Source organism: Methyloglobulus sp. (genome assembly GCF_046714055.1).
Taxonomy (GTDB): domain Bacteria; phylum Pseudomonadota; class Gammaproteobacteria; order Methylococcales; family Methylomonadaceae; genus Methyloglobulus.
The window spans coordinates 17,103-27,935 of sequence record NZ_JBKKBJ010000028.1; the positions used below are offsets into that span (position 1 = coordinate 17,103).

Genomic DNA, 10,833 nt, shown 5'->3' on the forward strand with positions numbered 1-10,833 from the left:
CTTATTTCCTGAAATCTTCCACCAGGGCAGCAGCAACATTTTCCATGCGCTGCGTTCTTGAGCCTTTGATCAAAATAGTTTCATCGCCTTTAAGTTCTTCTTTTAAAGCGCCGATCAATTCATCCTGACTATCAAAAAAAGTGGCCCCTTTGCCAAAAACCCTTACGGTATTTTTGGCATCGGAGCCTATAGCCAACAGGCGCACAACACCTTTTGAACTTATTAATTCGCCAATCTCTTCATGTATTTTTGGGCTTTCCGGGCCTAATTCACCAAATGCACCTAACACCAGCCAAGGCTTGCCTTTGCAATTAGCCAAAACCTCAAGGCCTGCTTTTAAGGAAGCCGCATTGGCGTTATAGGTATCATCGATCACTATATTTCCAAGACGACCAATCAAAGGTTGTAACCTTCCCGTTACCGGTTTGACGTTCTCAAGCCCCCGTTTGATCTGCTCCAGGCTAAGCCCCAAAGCCAAACCTGCCGCTGCCGCCGCCAACGCATTAACGACATTGTGCCGCCCAGCTAACTTCAAATTGATTTTCAACTCGGCTTGGAAAGTCACCAAATCGAAAGCCGTAACAAACGCATTGTCGATAATATCTGTTTGGATATTCCGCGCCGTTACGTCGGCGCCCTCACGCAAGCCAAACGATGAAACCTTTCTGTTGCCCGCCCACGATTTCCAATAATCGAAATATTTATCGTCCTTGTTAAGTACCGCTAAACCGTCCGCTCTAAGGGTTTCAATGATTTCCCCTTTCGCTTTGGCAACACCGTCCAGACTACCAAACCCCTCAATATGTGCCGCTCCGGCATTATTAAGGATCACCACATCAGACTTGACATAAGTGCTTGTATAGGCGATTTCTCCAGGATGGTTAGCGCCCATTTCGATCACGGCATAACGATGTTCTTCGTTCAGTCGCAGCAGTGTTAAAGGCACCCCGATATCGTTATTCAGATTGCCTTTGGTATACAACACCGCACCATCCACGGACAGGATGGCCGCAACCATTTCCTTAACTGTGGTCTTGCCGTTGCTGCCCGTAATGCCCACTACTTTTGCTGAGGACTTGTCGCGCCAAGCGCCTGCTAACTGTGCCAATGCTAATCTCGTGTCGGCGACCAAAATATGCGGCAACTTGGTCGTAAAGCATTTATTAAGGATGGCTGCTATAGCACCTGCCTGTTCTGCCTTGTCAACAAATTCATTGCCATCAAACTGAGTCCCCTTGATAGCCACATAAAGCTCGCCGGGTTGAATTGCCCGGGTATCAATGCTGACCGAAGCAATTTCCACATCGCTCCCGACATGCTCACCGTTTATCTTTTTGGCAATCTCGCTAAGCCTCATCTTCATTGCATTCCAAACCTTTTGTGTAATGCCTCTTCTGCAATTTGTTTGTCGTCGAACGGATACTGGACACCGTTGATTTCCTGATAACTTTCATGCCCTTTACCCGCAATCACTATGCAGTCGTTTGCTGCCGCATTGGCTATGACATGCTGTATTGCCTGTTTTCTGTCCTGGATCAACACGACCTTATCCGAAATGCAACCTGCCAGGATTTCATTGGCAATACTTAAATTATTCTCAAACCGCGGATTGTCATCGGTGACAATAACGCGATCCGCCCATTGTTCTGCGATGCTCCCCATTTGCGGACGCTTACCTGCATCACGATTACCGCCACAACCAAACACCACCCACAGCGACTGATCACAATGCTTACGCAAACTTGCCAATACCCTGTACAGGGCATCCGGCGTATGGGCATAATCAACAAACACACTCAACTCGTTTGCTTTTGTTCCACAACGTTCCATACGGCCTTTTATCGGTTTGATGGACTTCACCTTATTTGTTGCCTCAGTTAATGATTGGCCCATTGCCAGCATCACTGCCAAAACACATAACAGGTTCTCGGCATTAAAGTCGCCATAGAGCGGTGCCTGTACCCGTTGGACATTTCCGCCCCAACGCACATCAAACTCAATGCCTGCAAGCGTATGCTGTATTCCCTCAGCAATGACAGACTCTCCTGAATTCACGCTGTTTCCTTTTGCGCTCACTTCCCATACCACTACCGATCCAGGCACAGCCGCAATAATTTGGTCACAACTTGCATCATCCAGATTGACCACCACAAACCTAAGCCATGGCGTTTGCAACAATTTCAACTTCGCCGCCAGATAAGCCTCCATTGAACCGTGATAATCCAGATGATCGCGGCTAATATTCGTGATTACTGCGCCTTTAAAATGCACCCCGTTAACCCGGCCTTGATCCAAACCGTGCGACGAAACTTCCATCGCCACGGTATTCTTTTTTGCCTTAACAAATTCAGCCAGTATCTGCTGGATCGTTAACGCATCCGGGGTCGTGTTGACTGTCTTATTAAGTTGCCCCCACTCGCCCCATCCCAAAGTGCCAATAATCCCGCAACCGTCAAGCAACTGACCTAAAAACTGGCTACAGGATGTCTTGCCATTAGTGCCAGTTATGCCGATCACATCCAAAACCCCGGAAGGATTGCCATAAAATCGTGCCGCCAACTCCCCTAGCACAAACCCCAAGCCCTCAATTGGGATAACGGGAATACCCGTTACTGTCTCAGTAAGCTGCTTACCTTCGCCTGAAGGATCAAACAATACCGCACAAGCTCCCTTGTCTATGACCTCATTGATATGAGCCAATCCATGTTGCCTGGCACCAGCCAAGGCAATAAACAAATCACCTGATTCAACAATCCGGCTATCCAAGGCCAATCCACTAATTTCCAAAGTATCGGCTATTGTCGAATCCCTTTCCGAAACTACAACCAAGTTTTTAAGCAACTCTCCAAGTTTCATGTAAATTGCTTATGGCGCTTTCCTTGCCAACAATATGGGCATGGTATTTTCCTGGTCTGGGGCTACCCCCAATAATCTTAAAGCGCCGCCCATAACCTTGGAAAATACCGGCGCTGAAACCAGTCCGCCATAATATTGGCCCGCAGACGGTTCATCTATCATCACGACTATCACCAAACGCGGATTGCTGGCAGGTGCCAGCCCTGCAAACAATGCAAAATAACTATTGGCAGAATAACCATGCTTCCCAGCTTTTTTAGCCGTTCCGGTTTTGCCGGCAACCCGGTAACCGTCAACCCTGGCTTCGTAAGCCGTCCCTTCTTTGGTTATCACGCTCTCCATCATCGTCCTGACCTTCTTGGCTGTTTTTTCAGAGAAAACCCGCCGTGCGTCGATATCTTCGTCTCGCTTCAACAGGCTTACCGAGTGCAGAATGCCATCGTCAGCCAATGCAGTGTATGCCCTAGCCAACTGTATTGCCGACATATTCAAGCCATAGCCATACGCCAAGATCGCACGGTCAAAATCCCGCATCCTTTTAGCCACCGGCATATGGCCACTGACCTCGCCAGGAAAACCAGATGATGGTGAATCACCGAATCCCAATTTTCTGTAGATGCCGCAGAAGTAATCAATGGGCATTTTCAATGCCATTTTGGCGACACCTATGTTGCTGGATTTTTTTAATACGCCTTCCACATCCAGTGTCCCATAGTTATGGGTATCCTTGACGTTATTGCTTCCAACAGGAAAAACACCATCCGTGACAATCAAATCTCCGGGGCGGATATAGCGCCCCTCTAATGCGGCGGCAACAACAAACGGCTTAACGGTTGAACCAGGCTCGAAAACCTCCGTAAGTGCCCTGTTTCTGTATAGTATTTCCTTTAGGTCTGCTTTTGAGTTAGGGTTGAATGAGGGTTGATTGACTGCCGCCAGTACTTCGCCAGTTTTTGCATCCAACACCACTAATGCCCCAGCTTTCGCCTTGTTTGCATTAACCGCATTTTGTAATTCCCTGTAAGCCAAATATTGGATCCGCTGGTCGATACTCAATTCCAGGTTTTTCCCTGGAATGGGAGATGCAAGATTTTCGACATCGGCGATAACTTGATGGTGGCCGTCCTTGATGACCCGTTTTTCCCCATCCGTGCCTTTCAAAAGCGTTTCGTAACTTTTTTCCAGCCCAATCTGACCGATGCCTTTTGAATCAGTGAATCCATGAAGATGGGCTGTCACTTCGCCTGATGGATAAAAACGCTTAAACTCCCGGAGGATATCCACACCTGCCAGCTTTAAAGCTTTTACTTGTTCTGCAATGTCAGGACTGATTTGCTTTTCCAGGTAAGCAAAACCTTTACCTTTTTTTTCTTCAAGAATTTTATTTACCTTGCCTACAGGCAAATCCAGCAACTTTTCCAGTTGCCCAATCTTTGTCACTTTCTCTTTTCTGTATAAGCTTTTTACTCCCTCTTTTTGGCTATCCGTTAAACTCTCATCGCCCAATTTTGCCCTGAATTGCTTTTCCATTTGTTTAATAAGGGTCTTATCGTCCTTGACAAACTCTTTCGGGTTGATTGTTATGGAGGGCGCAGGGGAGCTAATCGCCAATGGCTCACCATTTCTATCTTCGATGATGCCCCGGTATGCTGAAATGGATACCGTATCCACATAAGAGCTACGCTCTTGCAAGAAATCTTTTTTGAACACTTGCAAATGGACTGCGCGAACGACGAGAATACCCATGCAACTCATGATAAAAGTGAGTAAAAACCTCCTCCTAGCTGAAAAATCACCGACCTGTTTCCGTGGCTTGATACCATTTGATAAATGCATCTAAGGTTTTATATAGATAATGTTTTCCCGAATAGGCATAACCAGTTTTAATCGCCCTTTCGCAATCGACTCAACTTGATTTTGTATTGCCAAGGTCGATAATTCCAATTGGATTTGCCCCCACTTCACTTCATATTGGTCTAATGTCTGTTCATGGCGCTCAATCTCTATGAAAATCGAGCGCGAGTAATTCTTGCAATAGATAACAGCCAAAGCCGAGACCATCAACACGACCAATAACGCGATTATCCCTATCGACTCTTTGCTGCTGATAGTCCAGTCATTTGTCATTATTTAAACTCGTTCAGCCACCCGCATAATCGCGCTACGCGCCCTTGGATTTTGTTCAATCTCGAACTTACCTGCTTTCAATGGCTTTCCTCGTTTTACCAAACAACCTTGAGCAATGTCCGCTTCCTTTACAGGCAATTTGCCCGGATCGTATTTGGCTCCCGATTCATTCCGTATAAACTGCTTGACCATCCTGTCCTCCAGGGAATGAAAGGAAATCACCACCAGCCGTCCACCCCGTTTCAATACCTGTATGGATTGCTGCAACACATCTTTTAATTCATCGAGTTCCTTATTAATCTCAATGCGTATCGCCTGAAAACTGCGCGTCGCAGGATGCTTACGTTTTTCTCGCTTAGGGACGGCATGCTCTATAAGGCCTGCCAATTGCCTAGTCGTAAGCAATGGCTTTTCCGCCCTAGTCTCAACGATCGCACGGGCGATCCGCCTGGCAAACCGCTCTTCCCCATATTCAAATAGCACCCTGGTCAATTCCTTTTCATCAACCTTGGACAACCACTTGGCGGCTGTCATCTCCGCGCCAATATCCATCCGCATGTCTAAAGGCCCGTCTTGCATAAAACTGAAACCTCGCTGGGGGTCATCCAATTGCGGGGACGACACGCCCAAATCCAGTAAAATTCCGTCTATTTGCCCCACCAAGGCTTCATCAGCCACCACGCTTTCCAAAGCCGAAAAGCAACTATGACTTAACGTAAAGCGCTTATCCTTAAGCATTGCCAGGGCCACATCTGACACAATTGCATCAACATCACGGTCAAACGCCAACAAGCGGCCTGACGCACCCAACAACGATAAAATTCCCTGGCTATGCCCACCCCGCCCAAACGTACAATCCAGATAAATGCCATCGTCCTTGATTGCCATCTGCTCCAAAACCTCAGCCAACATGACCGGCCTGTGTTGCATGGGTTCGCCCGGTCAGAAAGATAACTTAATCGACTCACCGGATTTCTTGACACTTGGCCCATTAAAGAATTGTGCTTGTTTTTTCCCCCATTCTTCCTCACTCCAAACGTCGAAACGGTTGATTTGTCCAACTAGCACAATTTTTTTGTCCAAATTTGCAATAGTTCTTAGCGATTCGGGTATCAAAACACGGCCCTGTGTATCCATTTCACATTCACTGGCAAAACCACTTATGAATGTTCTCAAAAAAATACTCTCCTCGCTCGAGGTCAACTCGACTATTTCTTTTTCTAATTTTTCATATTCTGGTTTAGGATAAATCCACAGACATCCAGGAATACCAGCAAATTCATGATCCACAGCAACTGTAGCGATAAACTGACATGCACAAATTTCCCGTACCCGGTCCCGAAAACGGGAAGGAATAGCAAAACGACTTTTTTCGTCGAGATTGACTGTGGTTGTGCCTCGAAACAAGATTCCCCCGTAAAATCTCTACCAAGTAACTCCACAAAAAACCACAGAGCCACCCTAATAAACCACAAAACTTCCACTTGGGCTTAAGAATAGCACAAAAAAACTAATTCAAAAAAATATTTGCTTTTTTGACAACAACTTAGGGCTAAACGGGAAAGAGCTTTAAATCTATAAAACTGGCAAAAATAAATTGTATTTTTATCAGCCTGTTAAATAATTTAGTTAATAAATTACTTTAGGCTTGAAGGATTGTTATGGATCGTTTTCGATTAGCATTCAAAAAAATTACAAGGAAATGTCTTTAGTAAATGACAATCTTTATCTAGCAGAAAACATTCAACAGACGGGCTGAATTCTACTTTGTCAGATTACATGATCACTATTTTCCAAGATCATCATTCCGGCATGGATTGGCGGCGAGGATTCCATTTCCTCTTCCGCACTTCCTCCATCCATGGAGGTCGCCGGAATCTAGGCTCCATGGATGGATTTGAGCCTGCCATCCATGGCACTGGATACCCGCTTCCTGGCGAGTATGACGAACTTGTGCTTAATCTGACAAAGTAGAATTAGGAATAATTGTTGACTCGACTAAACATTGTATAGAACCTATGTTCTAGGAGCTATATTACGTCGCGTATCTCATTTGGATTTTCAGCTAAATGATCTACCATACACGACCATACCCCCAGAAAAGTGAGGAATCATGCCGTTATCGTGGAACGAAATCAAAGACCGGGCGTTGAAGTTCTCCCATGAATGGGCGGATGAATCATCCGAAGATGCCGAAGCCAAATCCTTCTGGGATGCGTTTTTCAATGTTTTTGGCGTACCCCGCCGCCGCGTAGCCACCTTTGAGCAGCCCGTCAAAAAATTCGACGGTCACGACGGTTATATCGACCTTTTGTGGCGGGGCATAATCTTGGTCGAACACAAATCACGCGGCAAAAACCTAGACCGCGCTTTCCAGCAAGCCAAGGATTATTTCCCCGGCCTTAAAGACAGGGACTTGCCGCGCTACATCCTGGTCTCCGATTTTGCCCGTTTTCGCCTCTATGACCTGGAGGAAAACACCCAGCAAGAATTTCCGATCAAAGAATTCTACAAAAACATCAAACTGTTCGGTTTTATTGCAGGATACCAAACTACCTCCTACAAAGAACAAGACCCGGCGAATATCAAAGCCGCCGAGCGCATGGGCAAGTTGCACGACAAGCTCAAGGCCATCGGCTATGAAGGCCACGACCTGGAAGTGTATTTGGTGCGCCTGTTGTTTTGCCTGTTTGCCGAAGACACCAGCATTTTTGAACGCCGCCAGTTTCAAGATTTGATCGAACAGCGTACGGCGGAAGACGGCAGCGACCTTGCGATGAGGCTGGAGCAATTATTTCAAGTGCTCGACGCGCCAGAAGATAAACGCCTGAAAAATCTGGATGAACAGCTTGCCGCTTTCCGTTATGTCAACGGCAGCTTGTTTGCCAAGCGCCTCCCGATGGCATCGTTCGATACCGAGATGCGGGAGATTCTGCTGCTGTGCTGCGCCCTGGATTGGAGCCGGATTTCCCCGGCGATCTTCGGTGCCTTGTTCCAATCCGTCATGGATCAAAAGCTGCGCCGTAACCTGGGCGCACACTACACCACGGAAAAGAACATCCTAAAGCTCATCCGTCCGTTGTTCCTGGACGAATTGCGGACGGAATTCGAGCGGGTGAAAAGCCAGCCCAAGAAACTTTACGACTTCCATCAACGCCTTGCCCAGCTCAAATTCCTCGATCCGGCCTGCGGCTGCGGCAATTTCCTGGTCATCGCCTACCGCGAACTGCGCCAATTGGAGTTGGACATCATCCGCAGCCTGTACGGAAAAGCCCAAACCGCATCCCTGGATGTCGTGGAATTGCACATCCTGTGCGACGTAGACCAGTTTTACGGCATCGAGATAGAAGAATTTCCCGCTCAAATCGCGCAAACCGCGCTGTGGCTGATGGATCACCAGATGAACCTGCGCGTATCGGAAGAATTCGGCAGCTACTTCGTGCGCCTGCCGTTAAAAAAATCGGCGAAGATCGTTCACGGCAACGCCTTAAGGCTGGATTGGGGGGAAGTTTTAGAGCCGGAATCTAGTAGGGTGCATTCCATGCATTTTAATGAGGTGCGTAAAACGCACCCTACCAAAGTGAGTTACATATTGGGGAATCCGCCTTTTGTCGGTGCCAAATATATGGATGACGAACAACGCACGGACATGGTGCGGGTTTTCCATGACGTTAAAAGTGCCGGGCTACTTGATTATGTCGCCGCATGGCATCGCAAGGCAGCAGACTATATGTCCAGCGCCGTCGTTCCGGCAGGGAATGACGGTTATCCAATCAAAACGGCGTTTGTCTCCACCAACTCCATCACCCAAGGCGAGCAGGTCGGCGTATTGTGGCCTGATTTATTGCGTCGCGGGGTGAAAATCCATTTTGCACACCGCACCTTCCAATGGTCGAACGAGGCACGCGGCAAAGCTGCTGTACATTGCGTTATTATTGGCTTTTCCCTGCATGACACGACGGACAAGCGGATTTTCGATTATGAAACACCTCAAGCAGAAGCCCACGAGGTCAAGGCCAAGAACATAAACCCTTATTTGGTGGATGCCCCAGACATAGTTGTTTCACGTCGCAGTTCTCCACTATGTGCCGTGCCGGAAATAGGGATTGGCAACAAGCCTATAGACGGCGGGCATTATCTGTTCACACCGGAGGGGCGTGACGGGTTCATCAAGAAAGAGCCAGCCGCCGCGCTTTATTTCAGGCGTTGGCTTGGCAGTGTTGAATTCATCAACGGTTATGAACGTTGGTGTCTATGGTTGGGAGATTGTCCCCCGGATAAGTTGCGGCAAATGCCGGAAGCCATGAAACGGGTTGAAGCTGTCCGGCGCGTCAGGCTTGCCAGCAACAGCGCACCCACAAGAAAACTGGCTGATACGCCAACCCGCTTTCACGTCGAAAACATGCCGGATTCAAGTTATCTGGTAATCCCAGAGGTTTCTTCGGAGAGAAGGCGTTATATTCCAATTGGTTTTCTTATGCCTGAAACCCTAGCCAGCAACCTTGTGAAAATTGCTCCAAATGCCACACTTTATCATTTCGGTGTGTTATCTTCAACAATGCACATGGCATGGGTGCGGAGCGTCTGTGGTCGTCTCGAAAGTCGTTACCGCTATTCTAAAGATGTCGTTTACAACAACTTCCCCTGGCCTCAACTCCTGACCGACAAGCAGCGGCAATCCATCGAGGACGCGGCGCAAGCCGTATTGGATACCCGTGCCAAATACCCCAGTTCCTCCCTTGCCGACCTGTATGACCCGCTAACCATGCCACCGGAACTGGTCAAGGCGCACCACAAGCTCGATGCAGCCGTGGACGCGGCCTATTCCCAAAAGAAGTTTTCCGGCGACAGCGACCGCGTCGCCTTCCTGTTCGAACTATACCAGCAACTCACCAGCCCGCTCACCGCCCAAGCTGGCAAAATCGGTTAAAGCACCACTGCTTGAGTCCCTTCTCCCTTGAGGGAGAAGGTTAGGATGAGGGGGATATAACCAGTTGATTATATTTTCCTCACCCCAACCCTCTCGGCAACTGTAGGACGGTGGAGCGTGTAAGATGCTTGGGCGCGTCGTAACCCAACAATCGGGGGTTCGGTCGGCGGTCGATGTTGGGTTACGGCGTACGGACAATCCGGTGGCAAGCATAGCGACATTCGAAATGTGCGCCTAACCCAACCTACACTACTGAAACTGGGAGCAGATTGGAAAACAAAAACCTGTTACAATCTAGCTAAATAATTAGCTAAGATGTAACTCATGAAACAAACCATCAACATCCACGAAGCCAAGACCCGGCTTTCCCAATTGCTACAGCAGGTAGAAGCAGGGGATGAAATTATTATCTCACGGGCCAATAAACCTATTGCACGGCTGGTTGCCTACCAGGAGAAGCCACAACAACGCCGCTTGGGAGAGGCAAAAAACATGGTGGAAATAATGCCGGATTTCGATGAATTACCGGAAGGTTTTATGGAACATTTTGAATGAAGGTTTTACTCGATACCTGTGCCTTTATCTGGTTGGTTACCGATGATCCGAAATTATCGGAACTAGCCAAAGAAATTTTCCTGGATGAAAACAATGAAATATTGCTTAGCGCGGTTACCGGGTTTGAAATTGCCATTAAATATAGTTTAGGTAAATTACAGCTGACCGAACCGCCCAAAGAATTCGTGCCCCACCGCATGTATGCCAATGCCTTAACCGAATTACCGATAACTATGAACCACGCGCTAGCATTACAAAATCTGCCCTTGCACCATAAAGACCCTTTTGATCGTTTACTTGTAGCCCAGGCGATGGTTAACCAAATACCCCTGCTAAGCGCCGATCAACAGCTTTCTGCTTATTAT

At 47.7% G+C, this 10,833-nt stretch carries 10 protein-coding genes; 4 read left to right on the forward strand and 6 right to left on the reverse strand.

Annotated elements, in window-relative coordinates:
* Position 1: 1 nt before the first annotated feature.
* The 6 genes from ACLQ6D_RS01725 to mraZ form a co-directional block, all read right to left on the reverse strand.
* The gene (locus ACLQ6D_RS01725) at positions 2 to 1,363 is read right to left on the reverse strand and encodes a UDP-N-acetylmuramoyl-tripeptide--D-alanyl-D-alanine ligase (protein WP_411725525.1); all 1,362 of its coding nucleotides are present in this window, start codon (positions 1,361 to 1,363) and stop codon (positions 2 to 4) included.
* Positions 1,360 to 2,856: a UDP-N-acetylmuramoyl-L-alanyl-D-glutamate--2,6-diaminopimelate ligase gene (locus tag ACLQ6D_RS01730; RefSeq protein ID WP_411725527.1), complete on the reverse strand. Its 1,497-nt coding sequence runs from the start codon at positions 2,854 to 2,856 to the stop codon at positions 1,360 to 1,362. Before ACLQ6D_RS01730 ends, ACLQ6D_RS01725 begins: the two co-directional genes overlap by 4 nt.
* A 9-nt stretch (positions 2,857 to 2,865) precedes the next feature.
* Positions 2,866 to 4,611 (reverse strand): peptidoglycan D,D-transpeptidase FtsI family protein, encoded by a 1,746-nt coding sequence (locus ACLQ6D_RS01735; RefSeq protein WP_411725529.1) that lies wholly within the window; start codon positions 4,609 to 4,611, stop codon positions 2,866 to 2,868.
* An 81-nt stretch (positions 4,612 to 4,692) separates the two neighbouring features.
* On the reverse strand, positions 4,693 to 4,983 hold the full coding sequence (gene ftsL / locus ACLQ6D_RS01740) for a cell division protein FtsL (RefSeq protein WP_411725530.1): 291 nt from the start codon (positions 4,981 to 4,983) through the stop codon (positions 4,693 to 4,695).
* Positions 4,984 to 4,986: 3 nt separating this feature from the next.
* A complete protein-coding gene (rsmH, locus tag ACLQ6D_RS01745) occupies positions 4,987 to 5,913 on the reverse strand; it encodes a 16S rRNA (cytosine(1402)-N(4))-methyltransferase RsmH (protein WP_411725532.1) in 927 nt (308 codons plus the stop codon).
* Between the two features lie 12 nt (positions 5,914 to 5,925).
* Positions 5,926 to 6,390 (reverse strand): division/cell wall cluster transcriptional repressor MraZ, encoded by a 465-nt coding sequence (mraZ, locus tag ACLQ6D_RS01750; RefSeq protein ID WP_411725534.1) that lies wholly within the window; start codon positions 6,388 to 6,390, stop codon positions 5,926 to 5,928.
* Between the two features lie 372 nt (positions 6,391 to 6,762).
* Here mraZ and ACLQ6D_RS01755 point away from each other — a divergent pair, with 372 nt between their 5' ends.
* From ACLQ6D_RS01755 to ACLQ6D_RS01770, 4 genes are all read left to right on the forward strand, one after another.
* Complete coding sequence (locus tag ACLQ6D_RS01755) at positions 6,763 to 6,957, forward strand: hypothetical protein (protein WP_411725535.1); 195 nt, start codon at positions 6,763 to 6,765, stop codon at positions 6,955 to 6,957.
* 139 nt (positions 6,958 to 7,096) lie between these two features.
* On the forward strand, positions 7,097 to 9,913 hold the full coding sequence (locus ACLQ6D_RS01760) for a class I SAM-dependent DNA methyltransferase (RefSeq protein ID WP_411725536.1): 2,817 nt from the start codon (positions 7,097 to 7,099) through the stop codon (positions 9,911 to 9,913).
* A gap of 324 nt (positions 9,914 to 10,237) precedes the next feature.
* Positions 10,238 to 10,468: a type II toxin-antitoxin system Phd/YefM family antitoxin gene (locus tag ACLQ6D_RS01765; RefSeq protein WP_411725537.1), complete on the forward strand. Its 231-nt coding sequence runs from the start codon at positions 10,238 to 10,240 to the stop codon at positions 10,466 to 10,468.
* Positions 10,465 to 10,833, forward strand: a 369-nt coding sequence (locus ACLQ6D_RS01770) for a type II toxin-antitoxin system VapC family toxin (protein WP_411725538.1), incomplete at its 3' end; no start/stop codon positions are given. The genes ACLQ6D_RS01765 and ACLQ6D_RS01770, both read left to right, overlap by 4 nt.

Coding starts and splice junctions, on each gene's coding strand:
- ACLQ6D_RS01735 (WP_411725529.1), bottom strand. CDS start 4,611: ATGAGTTGCATGGGTATTCTCGTCGTTCGCGCAGTCCATTTGCAAGTG.
- rsmH (WP_411725532.1), bottom strand. CDS start 5,913: ATGCAACACAGGCCGGTCATGTTGGCTGAGGTTTTGGAGCAGATGGCA.
- ACLQ6D_RS01725 (WP_411725525.1), bottom strand. CDS start 1,363: ATGAAGATGAGGCTTAGCGAGATTGCCAAAAAGATAAACGGTGAGCAT.
- ACLQ6D_RS01760 (WP_411725536.1), top strand. CDS start 7,097: ATGCCGTTATCGTGGAACGAAATCAAAGACCGGGCGTTGAAGTTCTCC.
- ftsL (WP_411725530.1), bottom strand. CDS start 4,983: ATGACAAATGACTGGACTATCAGCAGCAAAGAGTCGATAGGGATAATC.
- ACLQ6D_RS01730 (WP_411725527.1), bottom strand. CDS start 2,856: ATGAAACTTGGAGAGTTGCTTAAAAACTTGGTTGTAGTTTCGGAAAGG.
- ACLQ6D_RS01755 (WP_411725535.1), top strand. CDS start 6,763: ATGATCACTATTTTCCAAGATCATCATTCCGGCATGGATTGGCGGCGA.
- ACLQ6D_RS01765 (WP_411725537.1), top strand. CDS start 10,238: ATGAAACAAACCATCAACATCCACGAAGCCAAGACCCGGCTTTCCCAA.